The organism is Faucicola mancuniensis (genome assembly GCF_046523945.1).
GTDB lineage: Bacteria > Pseudomonadota > Gammaproteobacteria > Pseudomonadales > Moraxellaceae > Faucicola > Faucicola mancuniensis.
The window spans coordinates 2,040,733-2,056,141 of record NZ_CP171363.1 but is presented as its reverse complement, the minus strand read 5'-3'; the positions used below and the strand labels follow the sequence as shown (position 1 = coordinate 2,056,141).

The following is a 15,409-nucleotide window of genomic DNA, read 5'->3' as shown; positions in this document are numbered from 1 at the left end:
TTACTTATTAGGATAGATGATGAAACATTTTTTTATTAAACCGCTAACGTTAGGTATTTTTGCCATTGTATTGGCATCTTGTACCACCATGCCAACGCCACAAGCACCATCCAAAACGACAACCACCACCGTCATTGTGCCAAAGCCACCTGTTGCAAAACCACGTCCAACGCCACCTGTACAACAGCCTGTGAAAGCTGTTTATCACAGTTTTTCTGATTGGAAAGCCGACTTTGTCAATCGTGCCACCGCTCGTGGCGTGAACCGTTATGAGTTAGAGCGTTTGTTAAACACAGCCGAATACAATGAGCGTGTGGTCGCATCAGACCGCAGTCAAGCCGAATTTGCCAAAATGCCGTGGGATTATGCTGAAAGTGCCGTTTCGTCAAGTCGTGTGTCACAAGGCAAACGCAGTTATGCCAATCAAAGCGATATTTTGTTGCGTGCCGAAAGTCAGTACGGTGTGCCTGCCTCTATCGTAACGGCGATTTGGGGTATGGAATCGTCTTATGGACAAGGGACTGGCAATGCATCATTGACAAGTAGCCTTGCGACATTGGCATATGATGGCAGACGACAAGCATTTGCCGAAAATCAGTTGTTGGCATTATTAACCATGTTACAGCGTGGCGACTTGGATTGGTCGCAGTTAAAAGGCTCTTGGGCGGGCGGTATGGGGCATACCCAATTTATCCCGCAAACGTGGATTGAACAAGCCGTTGATGGCAACAATGACGGACACAAAAGCCCATTTAACACCGCAGATGCTTTGACATCTACCGCCAGTTATTTGGCAAGTGCAGGTTGGCAACGTGGCTTAAGCCCATTTTATGAAGTCAGACTACCTGCCAATTTTGATTTTCGTCAATTAAATGACAAAAAAACCATCGCCCAATGGCAAGCGATGGGCTTACAAAGCCTAAACGGTAATTTACCAAGCAACGAAACAGCAGAACTTTGGCTACCTGCTGGCAAGGAAGGCCCTGCCCTTTTAACCACTCGCAACTTTGATGCGATTAAAGTGTATAACAACTCGTCAAGCTATGCGTTGGGCGTAAGTTTATTAGCTCGTGGCATTATCGGTCAACAAGGCTTGCAACAAAGTTTCCCAACTTATGAACAACCCCTATCAGGCTACCAAATAGAACAGTTGCAACAACGTTTGACAAGTCTAGGTTATGACACCAAAGGCATTGATGGCAAATTGGGCAATAACACTCGCTTGGCATTTTGGCGTTGGCAACTTGCTAATGGACAGGTGGCGGACGGCTTTATCAGTCAGCGTTCGGCAAGTGGTTTGATTTATTAATCACAAAAAGTGAATCACAAAATTTAATCACAAAAAAACCGTTTGAAAAACGGTTTTTGACGGATTTTAAATGTTAAATACTGTCAATTATATTTTAAAAGGTGTGGCTTGGATAAACGCATTTATCGGTCTGTTGGTCGGTTTTGTTGTGAGTTTAACGATTTTTCACACCTTTTTTCCACCTGATAACGCCAATCCGAATTATGGCGAATGGTCAACTGTGATTATTTTATTTGGTTTGCCAATGCTTATCTTTTATTTGCTGGCAACGGTTTTTGCAATAAAATCTTGGAAAGGTTGGCACAAGGTAAAACCGTAATCCCCTTTATATATGATGATTTGGAGGTTAACTATGGCTACGATGATGAGTATGTTTTGCTAAAAACACAGGACAAATGGGGTATTAAAGATTTTCAAAATAAAACCTTACTACCCGCCACAATATTATGATATTAATACATTAACGCAAGAGGGCGACTTGTTATCAGTTTCGGATAAAGTTCAAATGCCCGAGGGTGAGTACAATCAAAGAAAACTTATTACCAAAAACTAAACTTTGAAAATGGTGAATGTCGTATCAAAGGGGTAGCAAAACTTGATGCAGACGGCAAACTAAACGAAGAAGAAGGTATGGAAAATGGATTACCTTACACCTTACTACCTGCTCAACAACATGATTAAATCAACTTTTAAAACAAAAAAACTATGCCAAAACCTAACCGCACCACCCTAAAATCCATTGAAAAAATGATTGACCAAATGGACGATGACATGATTTTGTCGTTACTTGGCAGTAATGCCGAAGACGATGATACGGAAATTTTACAACAACAACTGCAACAAAAAATCGCTCAAGAAATGAACGACCATAGCGAATTTGAAAAAGTACAAGCCGAAATGCAAAACACCATTTTAAACCTTGCTGACTATCTGAATGCCGCGCAAATGGTTATTAATGAAACCTTTGCCCATTCGGTGTGGGTAAAAGCCGAAATTCGCAGTCTTTCAAGCAAAGGCGGACATTACTATTTTGAGTTAGCGGATAAAGATGAGCTTGGCAAAATCACCGCCAGTTGTCGTGGCAATCTGTGGCGAAACAATGCCCCAAGCGTGATAAAACGTTTTGAACAAAGCACAGGCATGACCCTTGACAAAGGCTTGACGGTGTTACTCAAAGTTACCGCTAACTTTCACCCACAATACGGTTTTTCGGTGACGATTTTGGACATTGACCCCACTTTTACCTTGGGTGATTTGGCAAAACAATATGAGTTGATGTTAACCAAATTGATGGAAGAAGGCTTGCTGGATTTAAACAAATCATTACCCATGCCGTTTGATATCAAAAATGTACTTGTCATCGCCCCAGAAAATGCTGCAGGTTTGGGTGATTTTCGTGCCGATGCCGACCGTCTGCATAATAATGACGCTTGTCATTTTTATTATCAACATGCCACTTTTCAAGGCAACCACGCACCCAACACCATTCGCCAAGCGATTTTTGATGGTTTAAAACAGCTTAGTACCCAAGCCATCACGCCTGATATCGTGGTGATTATTCGGGGTGGTGGTGCGGTCGGTGATTTGGCGTATCTCAACGATTATGAACTGGCGGCGGTGATTGCCAAGTTGCCCTACCCTGTTTGGGTCGGCATTGGACATGAGCGAGACCGAGTATTGCTTGATGAAGTCGCCCATAGCAGTTTTGACACGCCGTCAAAGGTGATTGTGGCGATTCGTGAACATTTAGTTACAGTAATGCAACAGGTAAAATCGGCATTTTTGACGATTGAAAAATTGTCAAAACAACAATTAAAATTTGCCAATCATCAAGCCGAGCAAGCCTTTCGTGCGGTAGAACACCTTGCCAAACAGCAGTTGATATTAACAAAACAACAGCTTGACAATCAGCTAACCTTGCTTAAAAATAACAGTTTTGCTCAATTACAATCGGCAAAAAGTCAGACCAATCAGCTACGCACGTTGATTTTGTTGCAAAATCCCAAAAATGTATTGGCAAAAGGTTATGCAATTGTGCGTCAATATTCGCCTAACCATGACGGTGAAGTAATCACAAAAGTTGAGCAAATTATATCCAGCCAAGCGTTAATTGTTGAAATGCAAGACGGCTATTTTGAAGCAAAAGTGATGGATGTTGAAACGAAATAAACAAATGATTAACGATTGAATTATCAGCTTTTGAACATTGGCAAAAAATGAATTTTATTTGGTTAATTTTAAGTTACTTACTAATTGGTCTTGGCGTTCTGCTGATAGTTTTATCATGGTGGTATTATGCCAAAGTAATGATGATTAAAATTGGGAAACTTGAGTCAAGTAAGCTTAAATTTCGTTCTGCATTGCCATTTGTCGCACCGATTTTGATTTATCTTGGTAGCTTTATTATTAATCAAGATATTGATTTTACGAAAGTTATTCTACCTTTTATCTTTGATTCAAATACTTACATTTTTATCATTGGTTTTTTCAAACCAAATTTTTTAACATTTCACCAAACACAGGATTGATTATGAAACAAGAAAACACATCACAAGACTTTAAAAATGCGTACGACATTTTGCAAAAAAACGCCCAAACCCTACAAAACAGCCAAACGCTAAACATAGATGAATTGATGGCGATTGTAGAAGAATCCATCACCGCCTACAAAACTTGCCAAACTCGCATTGAAGCGGTAGAAAAAGCCTTAAACCAAGCATTTGATAGCGAATCGGCTTAAAAAAACTTTGCCAATTATCAAAAAAATCGCAACAGTCTGTTGCATAAACAACAAAAAAACATCATAATGTCGCACGAAAAAATCAGCATTGGAAAACACCATGAACGAACAAGATTTGCGTGTGATAAAAACCGAACAACACATTGAAAAAGCCTTTTTACAGCTACTATTTGCCAAATCCTACCGAGCCATTACCGTGCAAGATATCCTTGAAATTGCACTGATTAACCGCTCCACTTTTTATCGGCACTACCCTAGCAAAGACGCTTTGGCAGAAAAAATCGTCAATCAGTTTAAACAAGACTATGACAACTTTTTGACCGAGCGGTTTAGTTTGGCAAATGACAGCGATTTGGACAAATTTTTGACAAAATTTATCCATTTTTTGCAACAAGAAAAACACAAAATTTTGGCACTTTGGCAAATCAAAACCGAAAATCTACATTTGTACGATGATATGTATCAAATGATTAAACAAAAGTATATTATTTTTGCCAAAAGTAAACAAGGTTTCGGCAATTTGGATTATCAAGGTCATGCTTATGCCAGTTTTATGTTAAGCAATTTGGCTTATACTTTAGAGCATAATATTGTCATGAGCCTTGATGATATACGCTATGAGATGGCAATGATGGCAAATACCATTAATTTTCAATGTTAATTTTTACTTAAAAGTTTTTTTAAATTACTTGCCTTTTAAATCAATTATCCAAACTTCTGATTGTGAGCCTAAACGAAACGGTACGCCCCAAAAACCATAGCCAGACGTAACCAACACGTGCGTATCGTTAATTTGCTTATGTCCGTAAGCGACCGTATTTAGGTATTTGACAATAAAATTAGCAGGAAAAACCTGTCCGTTATGGGTATGCCCCGATACTTGTAAATCAATCGGTAATTTAACATTGTCATCAATCTCGCTAGGTCTATGGTCTAGCAAAATCACAGGTTTGTTAATCTCTTTTGGCATAAGCTCAGCAGTCGCCTTTCGCTCGGCTATCAAATCATCAGGACGACCTATAATATCCAAACGATTGTCCACTGTTGCCATGCTATCGGTCAGCAAATGCACGCCTGCTTGGGTTAGGGCATTTTCAATTTGTTGCTGATGACCGTACACATCATGATTGCCAAGCGTGGCATATACGCCCAATGGCACGGTTTTCACCAGTTTTGACATAGCAAGGTGCATATTTTCACGGTCATAATATTCGGTATCATCGTCCAGCACATCACCGGGGATTAACAAAAGTTCGGGTTTTTGTTGTTGTAAAATCGCTGTCAATTTGTCAAGCTGACGATTGCCAACCAATACACCCAAATGCAAATCCGCCACCATCGCAATTTTGATGGGTTTAGCAAGGGGTTGATTGACGGTTAGTTGGATATGTCGCACCGTTGGCGTATAGGCATTGTAAATCGCTGTGCCAATAATTGCCAAAAACAGGCTTAATATCAAGGCTTTGACCCCAAATTTTTGGTAAAAAGTTTTACGATAAAATGCGTCAAAAAACTTTGACACAACCGCATTGATAAGCCCAGTTGCCAACATCGCCATAATAAAAAACCACATCAAGGCTTGCCAAGTCGCCATCAAACGAAAACCCAATTTTGACAAACCAAGCATGGTTAATAACAACAAGCCATTACTAAAGGCAAAAAACGCTATCATGATGGTACGTTTTTGCGTTGCTGTACGACTGCCCGCCCACCATTGCACGCCTTTGACAACACCGTAAGTCATTGATTGTAATAAAATAATCGTAACGGCAAAAAAGAATATTCGCATAAATCACTCAAATTTTGAAAAATAGCGTATTTTATCGTGAAAAAAAACTTTAAAATAGCGTGATTTTGTAAAATTTTTATAATGTAAGCGTGCTGTAAAACGTGCGTGCTTGTCCGCTTATTGGATCGGTAAATGCGATATGTTTGGCAAGTAGTTTTAACGGTTTGCTAAAATCGCTGTCGCCTTGTTTGGCAACGACAGGATACAGATTGTCATTCAGCAGTGGCATACCAAGCGACAGCATATGCACCCGCAACTGGTGTTTTTTTCCTGTCAAAGGATACAGATGATAACGGCTAAACCCTGCCAAATCGCCTGTGAGATTTTCCACCAAATGAATGGTGGTGATGGCATTTGGCTCGCCTGCGACTGTTTTTGTCAAAAAAAAGTCATCGCCACGCACCAATTTTGAACGAATTTCATAGGGATAAATCAAATCTTGCCGAGTTTTTGCAATGGCTTCGTACATTTTTTGCACTTGCTTTTTTTCAAACAACTGTTGATAAAATGAACGTGTCGTAGGATTGTGCGAAAACAACATCACGCCAGCGGTATCTTTATCCAAACGGTGAATCGGTGAAATATTTTCAACATTCACATCAATGCCAAAGCCCTGTACATCAGGGTTTAGGCGTAAGCGTGTCAAAAGTGTCTGTTTAACAAAACGACCTGTCGGAATCACAGGCAAAAAGTATGGTTTGTCCACGACAATCAGATGCTCATCAACCCACAAAATTTTTTCACGCTCCGCAATCACAGGCTCATCGCCAACATCACGATAATAACATAAAGTTTGTCCTGCCAAATATGGCATATTGGCGGATAATTGTTGATTGTTTTGATTAAAAATCAATCCTTTGTCAAAACGATTTTGCCATTCGTCCGCACCAATATGCGAAAAATGCTGACAAAAAAAATCTAACAACGTGCCTGACAAATATTTTTTATCATGGGGTAAATAAATACGGCTGGGCTTTACGCCATTTAGCAAGGAGTTCTGATGAAACATTACTTTATCATTACCATTTAAAATCAATATCTATTTGAATTTGTTCAACTTTTACTTGTCCATTTGCCAAAGCATTGACATCATCGGCTGTCGTTTTGGCTTTGGTGCGTAGCTCAAAGGCGGTGTCATCAGCGATTATCACGCCTACTTTTTGTAAGGCAGGTTTTAACCATTCAAAACCAAACGATACCATATCCACACTATCATCAGTGCTTTTTTGTGAAAAACTGACAAAAATTTGCTCAACAAACACTCGGCTAATGCCATCATGCGGTTTTAAAATGATGGTGTTTATCACTTGGTTGGGTTGATTTTTGGTTTTGGCAGATTGGGCGATTTTTTCAACCAATAAACGATAAAACGCTTGCATACTATGCTGACTACTTGGCAAATATTGCGGTTGTGGTGTTGCTATTGATTGCGGTGTTGGCTGTACAGATATTGGCTTTGGTGGCGTGGCTTGTACAGGTTTTGGCGTTACAGGGGCAACGTTGACAGGCGTTGGGCTTTGTGGTTTTGCTTGGGGTGAAACGCTTGGTTTTGGCACGCTTGGTTTTGGTTGTGTGGGTAGTGGCGTTGGTGCAGTTGGTTTTGGCAATGGATAATCGCCTTTTTCGGTTTTTTTACCGACAAATGTAGGAAACAATCGCCCAAAAAAACTGCCTTGATTTTTTTCATCATTATCATCATGGATAAGATATTGAATGGTTAAAATCAGTTTATTGACATTATCATCATTTTCCAAAGTTTTTACCGCCAAAATATGTACATCAGGCACGCTATAACGCACCGTTTGACAAAACTGCTGATAACGTTTGGCGATTTTTTGTTGCTGTATGTCAAAATCTGGGCTGACCTGTAGCCCAATACTCAAATTTTGTATATTATCAATACTGCTGGTATAGGCACTAAAAAAGGTTTCTAATTCATCAAAAACATCGGTCGGATAGCGATTATCTACACTAAAAGTGTGCTGTTGGTTCATGTATGGCATGGCGTTCTCATTTTTTTGGTTATGCCACATTATACCAATGTTTGATAGACAAAAAAACCAATACAAAATACGATGATTTTATATTGGTTTACATTAAATGTTTAAAATAGCTAAATTAATTTTACATGCTTTCTTTAGATGTACCAATGGTTTGTATTTTTTTGGTTAAGACAAAGGCGATGGGAAAAGATAAAATAATTCCGCCAATCCCTGCCATCATGATGTGTGGAATTTCATCAAAACCAACAACCAACGCAATAGTAATCAACACGCCAGCCAAAACTGTTGAAGCGATACTTGAGATTACGCTAAATAATTGCCAATTCATATTTTCCTCTCTTAACCTTGTTGGTTGATAAAAAGTTGGTTGGTAAAAAATAAAATAATCAATTTATGTGTATATTTATACGCCAATTCCATACTGATATCAAGGAAAAAATTGCTTACCTTTTTTACAAATTAATAACATTTTTTTATAAATCGGCAAGACAATAAAAACGTTATCTTTTTCGCCTTTTTTCTGCTAAAATTAACGGTTATTTATCCTTATTTTTATATTTCACTAGGAAATTTTATGAGCCATTCAGCCATTTCAAAAACCATGAGTTCAAACGAACTTCGCCAAGCCTATATTGATTTTTTTGCGTCAAAAGGTCATACTCCTGTTGAATCGTCTAGCCTTGTGCCACACAACGATCCAACGCTACTGTTTACCAATGCAGGGATGAACCAGTTTAAAGACGTGTTTTTAGGTCTTGATAAACGTGACTATAAACGTGCCGTTACATCACAAAAATGCGTGCGTGCAGGCGGTAAACACAACGATTTGGACAATGTTGGCTACACCGCTCGCCACCATACGTTTTTTGAAATGCTGGGCAATTTTTCATTTGGTGATTATTTTAAAGAAAAAGCCATTCCGTTTGCGTGGGAGTTTTTGACTTCTGAAAAATGGTTAGGTTTGCCAAAAGACCGTCTGTATGTCACCGTTTATCATACCGATGATGAAGCGTTTGATATTTGGAATAAAGTCGTGGGCTTGCCAGCCGAGCGGATTATCCGCATTGGCGATAACAAGGGCGGTGAGTACCAATCGGACAACTTTTGGGCGATGGGCGATACAGGCCCGTGTGGTCCTTGTACCGAAGTGTTTTTTGACCATGGCGAGCATATTTGGGGCGGACTGCCCGGAACGCCTGAAGAAGACGGCGACCGCTATGTGGAGATTTGGAACAACGTCTTTATGCAGTTTAACCGCCAAAAAGACGGCACACTAGAAAAGCTCCCTGCCCCAAGTGTTGATACAGGCATGGGACTTGAGCGGATTAGTGCGATTATGCAAGGCGTGCATAGCAATTATGAGATTGATATTTTCACCCAGTTGATGAGCAAAGCGATTGAAATCATCGGAATGCCAAGCGACACAGATGCACAAAAAGAGCCATCTTTAAAAGTGCTTGCCGACCATATCCGTTCTGTGGCGTTTTTGATTGCGGACGGTGTGATTCCAAGCAATGAAGGGCGTGGCTATGTGTTACGCCGTATTATCCGCCGTGCAGTACGTCATGGCAACAAACTTGGGGCGACAGACAATTTCTTTTATAAATTGGTTGCACCGCTTGCCGACATCATGGGCGATGCTTATCCACAACTTCGCACCGAAAAAGCCAAAATTGAACAAGCGATTTTAAAAGAAGAAGAGCAATTTGCCAAAACTTTATCACAAGGCTTGCGACTGCTTTCACAAGAATTAGAAACCTTAAAAGCTGGCGATACACTGGCAGGCGAGATTGTGTTTAAACTGTATGATACTTATGGTTTCCCTGCGGATTTGACCGCTGATATTTTGCGTGAAAAAGACATTGGTATTGACGAAAATGGCTTTGAGCAAAGCATGAACGAGCAACGCCAACGTGCCAGAGAAGCAGGCAAATTTGGCATGGATTATAACAGTTTAATCCAAGTGGACAGCAAAACTGAGTTTTTGGGCTACGAAAAATTAGCAAGCGACAGCACCATTACCCATCTTTATAAAGACGGCAAACCAACTGACAGCTTATCCGAAGGCGATGAAGGCGTATTAATCCTTGAACAAACGCCATTTTATGCCGAAAGTGGCGGACAAGTGGGCGAATTGGGCGAAATCAGCACCACCACAGGCGTGTTTGAAGTGCTTGACACGCAAAAATCTGGACAAGCGTTCATTCATCATGGCGTGGTCAAAATGGGGCAAATTGATGTCAATCAACCAAGCCACGCCCAAGTTGCCGAGCAGGTGCGTGCGTCAAGTGCCAAAAACCACTCCGCCACTCACCTACTACACGCAAGCCTACGTCAAGTGTTTGGTGAAACTGTTACCCAAAAAGGCTCAATGGTCAGTGCTGACCTACTGCGTTTTGACTTCTCTTACGATAAAGCCTTGAGCGAGCAAGACATTATTACCCTTGAAAATATCGTTAATCAACAAATTTTGGCAAACACCCCTGCACAAATTGAGATTTTGGACATTGAAACCGCCAAAACCAAAGGGGCGATGATGCTCTTTGGCGAAAAATATGGCGACACCGTGCGTGTGCTGTCAATGGGTACGCTTGACAAGGACGGTAAACCGTTCTCAATTGAGCTGTGCGGTGGCTTGCACGTCAAGCACACAGGCGATATTGGCTTGTTTAAAATCGTGAGCGAGCAAGGCATTTCGGCAGGGGTTCGCCGTATTGAAGCGGTTACAGGCATGGGTGCGGTCAAATATGTGCAACAAGGCGACAAACAATTGAGCCAACTTGCCAATCAGTTTAAAGCCAAGCGTCATGAAATCGTGGGGCGTGTGGAGCAGTTAAACGACAAAAATCGTGAGCTTGAAAAACAGCTTGAGCGTTTAAATCAAAAATTGGCAAGTTTGCAAGCCAATTCTTTAACCGACAATATCCAAGAAATCAGCGGTCAAAAAGTGCTAATCGCCACCGTAAACGGCATGGACGGCAAGGCTTTGCGTACGCTATCAGACGACATGAAATCAAAACTTCATGACGGCATTGTGGTTTTGGCAAGTGTGCATGATGACAAAATCGCCTTTACCGCAAGCGTGGGCAAAAACTTGACCGACAAGGTAAAAGCTGGCGATTTGATTAAATACTTGGCGGAGAATCTTGGTGGTAAAGGTGGCGGTAAGCCTGACTTTGCTCAAGGCGGTGGTACGGACGTTGCCAAATTGCCGAGTGTGATGGGGGAGTTGGTGAAGTGGATTAGGGATAAGTTGGGTTGATTCAATTTTTCAATAATGGTAAATTTGTAAGGTGTGTTTTTCGCACCTTACATTTATAAAAACTAAAAAGTTACATAAGTTAAAGTATATGACAAATCCTACCGTATTGATTTTAAATCAACTATTTCGATTAAACTCTATACCATCAATAGATATGCTACCACTTGATAGATTTATCGCCTTAACTACTGAACCATTTTCAGATAGCTGTCCATTAAAAATTCGTCAAGATTTATCTGAAGATACACTGGATAAAATCCCATTTTTTCGTTTATGTGAAAGTCTTTTATTGACTTTACAACGTGAAGAAAAAATTAAGTTGACCACAACAGGTGCTTTTTTTACCGTTTATACCACAAAGTCTCTGCACACGACAGAAACTACTAAAATAAAGTTGATTTTCTTTTAAAACTGAGAAAATCAACCAACCTATTAAAAAAAGCAAAATCACCACACATAATAAACCGTCTAAATCCATCAATCAGAAAATCTAACCCCAAAGCAAAAACACTTGACTGAGGACGACCATTAGACTTAAGGCAACGTTTATAATGACTAGGCTTATCATCAATGACCGCCAAGCCAGTCAAATAAGCCCAACAAAAGGCTAACGCATTTACCGCAACCAATTTACTCACTCTGTCTTGTTTAGTCAAATGCGTATCCTCAAGATTAAAACCACGCCCCTTTAAACAAGAAAACAGCGTTTCAATCTGCCAACGCATCGCATAAGTTGCCATAGGGTCAATATCATCAAAATCATTGGTAGCCACAATCACATAATCATTATCACTATCAAGCTTTGCCGATACCTTGACAGGACACTTATCAACAAAGAGTGTTCTAGCATGGTGATAAGTATCTTGCTGGTTTAAATTATGAAATAGTGTTTTAATTTGTACGCTTTGTCCTTGTGTATTGGTCACTTTACTGTCTTTTTTAATGCGTATGGCAAATTTAATATTTTGTTTTGTTAGCCAGTCGAACCATGCAGAACCCACAAATTCTCTATCGGCTAATACTTTTTGTATTTTATCTTTACCAAAGGTGTGAATGAATTTTTCAATGAGTTGTGTTCTCTCTAGTGTTTTTGAGTTGCCTTGTTTGTCTAGCATTGTCCAGTATAAGGGTATGGCAATGCCTTTGTGTACAACAGCTAACATGAAGATGTTGATGTTGCTTTTTCCCCATTTCCAGTTGGTACGGTCAATGGTGAGTGTGACTTTGTTTAGTCCAAATAGTTGAAAGATAAGGCGTGCTATTTGGTGTTCATTTAGGGGTGTTTGGGCGAAAAAGCGTTGTATTCTTCGGTAGTTGCTGTCATTTGTTGTGCTGTTGGTAAAGTGTCTGGCTATCTTTTTTAGGTTACTGCTTTGGGCGGTAATGATGGCTATTATCATTAGACTTAAGCAGTTGATTTTTGCCTTGTGTATTGTTAGGTTTTGCGATAAAATTCTTTCTAGTCTGATAAGGTTTGGCATGGTTTTAATTCGTCGGAAAAATTACTATTATGCCATTGTTTTATCAGACTTTTTTGTTTTTTTGTCGTGTGCAGAGCCACAAAGTTTAATTGGGGCTTTAATGATAATTATTTCAATGAATTTATTCCGCAATTTGGCTTTATGTATTCTTTATATTTGTTACAAAAATATGGTGATAAACCACGTCCCACCAAATTTTATGCTGAAAAATATCTAGCAATAGCAGGCAATCTTCGTTCGGAATTTTTAGAGCATCTTGAATCTGAATACCGACCAGCGGTACATGGATTTAATAATTGTTATTCCGTGCGAATGTTTGAGCGTTTTACCGATTGGTTTGGGTTCACTTCAACCCCAAAAGTAAAACATAATAAAATAATGATGACACAAAAAACTGAAATTTTTGATAAAGTATTTTTGTGGAAAAACTAAAAAAGAGAAAAACATGACAACATACCAACCACCAAAAATCTGGACAAACGATGCTGAAAACGGCGGAAAATTCGCCAACATCAACCGACCAACCGCAGGGGCAAGACACGAAAAAACCCTACCCGTTGGCAATAATCCGCTACAACTGTATTCGCTCAACACGCCAAACGGTGTAAAAATCAACATCATGCTAGAAGAACTAGCCGAAATTGGCGAACAAAACGCCAAATATGACGCTTACAAAATTGATATTTCACAAGGCGACCAATTCGGCTCGGGCTTTGTCAATATCAACCCAAATTCCAAAATCCCTGCACTCGTTGATAACTCGGTCAATCCACCGATAAAACTGTTTGAATCTGGGGCGATTTTGCTGTATTTAGCCGAAAAATTTGGGCAGTTTATCCCAACAGACACCGCAAAACGTGCCGAATGTTTGACTTGGTTATTTTGGCAAATGGCATCTGCTCCGTATTTGGGCGGTGGTTTTGGGCATTTTTACGCTTACGCACCGACAAAACAAGAATATCCGATTAACCGCTTTACGATGGAAACCAAACGCCAATTAGACGTTTTAGACCAACATTTAGCAAAAAATATCTTTATGTGTGGCGATGATTATACCATTGCAGATATGGCGATTTGGGCGTGGTACGGACAGTTAGCACAGGGCAAATTGTACAATTCGGCAGAGTTTTTGCAAGTTGAAAGTTATCAACATTTGCAACGTTGGACAAAATTGATTGGCGAACGCCCTGCGGTTGAGCGTGCGGTTAATTTGACATTGCAAGCGATTGCCTAATTTATGATATTTTTGGCATAATTTTACCAAAAGTCTTGCCCCTACCGTCCGTATGGTATAAAATAAAGTGTTTACTTTTGGTATCAAAAATCAAAATTTTCATAAATTTTGGTTATGTTTTTTCATCTAAATAGTTTGCATTTGCAATATAAGGGTAAAAAATGGCTTTAATTGTACAAAAATACGGCGGTACGTCAATGGGTAGTATTGAGCGTATTAAAAATGTCGCCCAACGTGTCAAACGCTGGCATGACAATGGACACCAAGTGGTTGTCGTGGTATCTGCTATGAGTGGCGAAACCAATCGTCTTATCGGTTTGGCAAATGAAATTAGCAAAAATCCAGACCCACGAGAATACGACCAAATGGTTTCTACAGGCGAGCAAGTGTCTATTTCATTGCTTGCGATGGCGTTAAAAGAGATTGGTGTCAATGCCAAATCTATGACAGGCGGTCAAGTCGCCATTCGTACCGATGACAGCCATACCAAAGCCCGTATTCAGCACATTGACGACAGCCAGTTGCGTGAAGCACTGGATAACGGCATGGTCGTGGTTGTTGCAGGCTTTCAAGGCGTGGACGACAAAGGCGATATTAACACGCTTGGGCGTGGCGGTTCGGATACCACAGGCGTTGCGTTGGCGGCTGCGTTAAATGCTGATGAATGTCAGATTTATACGGACGTTGATGGCGTTTATACCACCGACCCACGTGTAACGCCAAAAGCCAAAAAACTTGACAAAATCACTTTTGAAGAAATGCTAGAAATGGCAAGTCTTGGCTCAAAAGTGTTACAAATTCGTTCAGTAGAATTTGCAGGCAAATACCAAGTACCTTTGCGAGTTTTATCAAGTTTTGATGAAAACGTTGATGGCAAATTTGACGATAATTTTAAACAAAATGTTGGCACACTCATTACCACAGACAGCGGAGATAACATGGAACAACCAATCATTTCAGGCATTGCCTTTACTCGTGATGAAGCAAAAATTACCTTGCGTGATGTCCCAGACCGTCCGGGCGTTGCATCAGCGATTTTGACTCCTATCAGTGATGCCAATATTGAAGTGGATATGATTATCCAAAACCTATCAACCGAAGGTTTGACCGACTTTACCTTTACCGTCAGCCGTAATGATTATCAAAAATCAGTAGAAATCTTAAATGAACACCTAGCCGAAATCGGTGGTACAGAAGTTGTTGGACAAGACAAAGTCGTCAAAGTCTCTTTGGTCGGTGTCGGCATGCGTTCGCACGCAGGCGTGGCAAGTAAAATGTTCCAAGTCTTAGCCGAAAATCATATCAACATTCAAATGGTATCAACCAGCGAAATCAAAGTATCGGTTATCGTTCACGAAGAACACCTTGAAAAAGCAGTAAAAGTCTTACACACTGCTTTTGGTCTTGACCGTAAAGAAGGCGAAAGCAAAGTCGCTGGCCTATAAAACATAAACATTGGCAATGGTGAATAAAGTTCTTAATCATTGCTAATTTTTTATTTTTTGTAAAAATTCTAGTACATAAAGGTTAATGTTGCTATAATGGTACATTGACCTTTTTATTTTATAAACATAAATATTATGGGGCAACC

The 15,409-nt window shown here is 40.0% G+C and carries 16 protein-coding genes; 11 read left to right on the top strand and 5 right to left on the bottom strand.

Annotated features, from left to right (window positions below):
• Positions 1 to 19 precede the first annotated feature (19 nt).
• The 6 genes from ACGTJS_RS10110 (at position 20) to ACGTJS_RS10085 (ending at position 4,710) form a co-directional block, all read left to right on the top strand.
• Positions 20 to 1,309 (top strand): lytic murein transglycosylase, encoded by a 1,290-nt coding sequence (locus ACGTJS_RS10110; RefSeq protein ID WP_410471966.1) that lies wholly within the window; start codon positions 20 to 22, stop codon positions 1,307 to 1,309.
• A gap of 70 nt (positions 1,310 to 1,379) precedes the next feature.
• Positions 1,380 to 1,628 (top strand): hypothetical protein, encoded by a 249-nt coding sequence (locus tag ACGTJS_RS10105; protein ID WP_315042777.1) that lies wholly within the window; start codon positions 1,380 to 1,382, stop codon positions 1,626 to 1,628.
• Between the two features lie 386 nt (positions 1,629 to 2,014).
• On the top strand, positions 2,015 to 3,478 hold the full coding sequence (xseA, locus tag ACGTJS_RS10100) for an exodeoxyribonuclease VII large subunit (RefSeq protein ID WP_410471965.1): 1,464 nt from the start codon (positions 2,015 to 2,017) through the stop codon (positions 3,476 to 3,478).
• 47 nt (positions 3,479 to 3,525) lie between these two features.
• Positions 3,526 to 3,837, top strand: coding sequence for a hypothetical protein (locus ACGTJS_RS10095; protein ID WP_410471964.1), 312 nt, complete (start codon positions 3,526 to 3,528; stop codon positions 3,835 to 3,837).
• Between the two features lie 2 nt (positions 3,838 to 3,839).
• On the top strand, positions 3,840 to 4,049 hold the full coding sequence (gene xseB / locus ACGTJS_RS10090; protein WP_315042781.1) for an exodeoxyribonuclease VII small subunit: 210 nt from the start codon (positions 3,840 to 3,842) through the stop codon (positions 4,047 to 4,049).
• 100 nt (positions 4,050 to 4,149) lie between these two features.
• A complete protein-coding gene (locus ACGTJS_RS10085) occupies positions 4,150 to 4,710 on the top strand; it encodes a TetR/AcrR family transcriptional regulator (protein ID WP_410471963.1) in 561 nt (186 codons plus the stop codon).
• Positions 4,711 to 4,734: 24 nt separating this feature from the next.
• Here the strand turns inward: ACGTJS_RS10085 and ACGTJS_RS10080 are convergent, their stop codons facing one another.
• From ACGTJS_RS10080 to ACGTJS_RS10065, 4 genes are all read right to left on the bottom strand, one after another.
• Positions 4,735 to 5,838, bottom strand: coding sequence for a metallophosphoesterase (locus ACGTJS_RS10080; protein ID WP_410471962.1), 1,104 nt, complete (start codon positions 5,836 to 5,838; stop codon positions 4,735 to 4,737).
• Between the two features lie 76 nt (positions 5,839 to 5,914).
• Positions 5,915 to 6,847: a pseudouridine synthase gene (locus ACGTJS_RS10075; protein WP_410471961.1), complete on the bottom strand. Its 933-nt coding sequence runs from the start codon at positions 6,845 to 6,847 to the stop codon at positions 5,915 to 5,917.
• 10 nt (positions 6,848 to 6,857) lie between these two features.
• The gene (locus ACGTJS_RS10070) at positions 6,858 to 7,841 is read right to left on the bottom strand and encodes a hypothetical protein (RefSeq protein WP_410471960.1); all 984 of its coding nucleotides are present in this window, start codon (positions 7,839 to 7,841) and stop codon (positions 6,858 to 6,860) included.
• A 121-nt stretch (positions 7,842 to 7,962) separates the two neighbouring features.
• On the bottom strand, positions 7,963 to 8,169 hold the full coding sequence (locus ACGTJS_RS10065) for a hypothetical protein (RefSeq protein ID WP_315042787.1): 207 nt from the start codon (positions 8,167 to 8,169) through the stop codon (positions 7,963 to 7,965).
• Between the two features lie 246 nt (positions 8,170 to 8,415).
• On the opposite strand from ACGTJS_RS10065, the gene alaS reads away from it, so the two are divergent.
• Positions 8,416 to 11,103: an alanine--tRNA ligase gene (alaS, locus tag ACGTJS_RS10060; protein WP_410471959.1), complete on the top strand. Its 2,688-nt coding sequence runs from the start codon at positions 8,416 to 8,418 to the stop codon at positions 11,101 to 11,103.
• Positions 11,104 to 11,191: 88 nt separating this feature from the next.
• Positions 11,192 to 11,512, top strand: coding sequence for a hypothetical protein (locus tag ACGTJS_RS10055; protein ID WP_410471958.1), 321 nt, complete (start codon positions 11,192 to 11,194; stop codon positions 11,510 to 11,512).
• Here ACGTJS_RS10055 and ACGTJS_RS10050 read toward each other — a convergent pair.
• Complete coding sequence (locus ACGTJS_RS10050) at positions 11,487 to 12,584, bottom strand: IS4 family transposase (RefSeq protein WP_410471957.1); 1,098 nt, start codon at positions 12,582 to 12,584, stop codon at positions 11,487 to 11,489. The genes ACGTJS_RS10055 and ACGTJS_RS10050 overlap by 26 nt on opposite strands.
• 141 nt (positions 12,585 to 12,725) lie before the next feature.
• On the opposite strand from ACGTJS_RS10050, the gene ACGTJS_RS10045 reads away from it, so the two are divergent.
• The 3 genes from ACGTJS_RS10045 to ACGTJS_RS10035 all read left to right on the top strand — a co-directional run bounded on the left by ACGTJS_RS10045 (position 12,726) and on the right by ACGTJS_RS10035 (position 15,263).
• On the top strand, positions 12,726 to 13,016 hold the full coding sequence (locus ACGTJS_RS10045) for a hypothetical protein (protein WP_410471956.1): 291 nt from the start codon (positions 12,726 to 12,728) through the stop codon (positions 13,014 to 13,016).
• 13 nt (positions 13,017 to 13,029) lie between these two features.
• Positions 13,030 to 13,818: a glutathione-dependent disulfide-bond oxidoreductase gene (yghU, locus tag ACGTJS_RS10040; protein WP_410471955.1), complete on the top strand. Its 789-nt coding sequence runs from the start codon at positions 13,030 to 13,032 to the stop codon at positions 13,816 to 13,818.
• A 161-nt stretch (positions 13,819 to 13,979) separates the two neighbouring features.
• Positions 13,980 to 15,263, top strand: coding sequence for an aspartate kinase (locus ACGTJS_RS10035; RefSeq protein ID WP_410471954.1), 1,284 nt, complete (start codon positions 13,980 to 13,982; stop codon positions 15,261 to 15,263).
• The last annotated feature ends 146 nt before the right edge of the window (positions 15,264 to 15,409 follow it).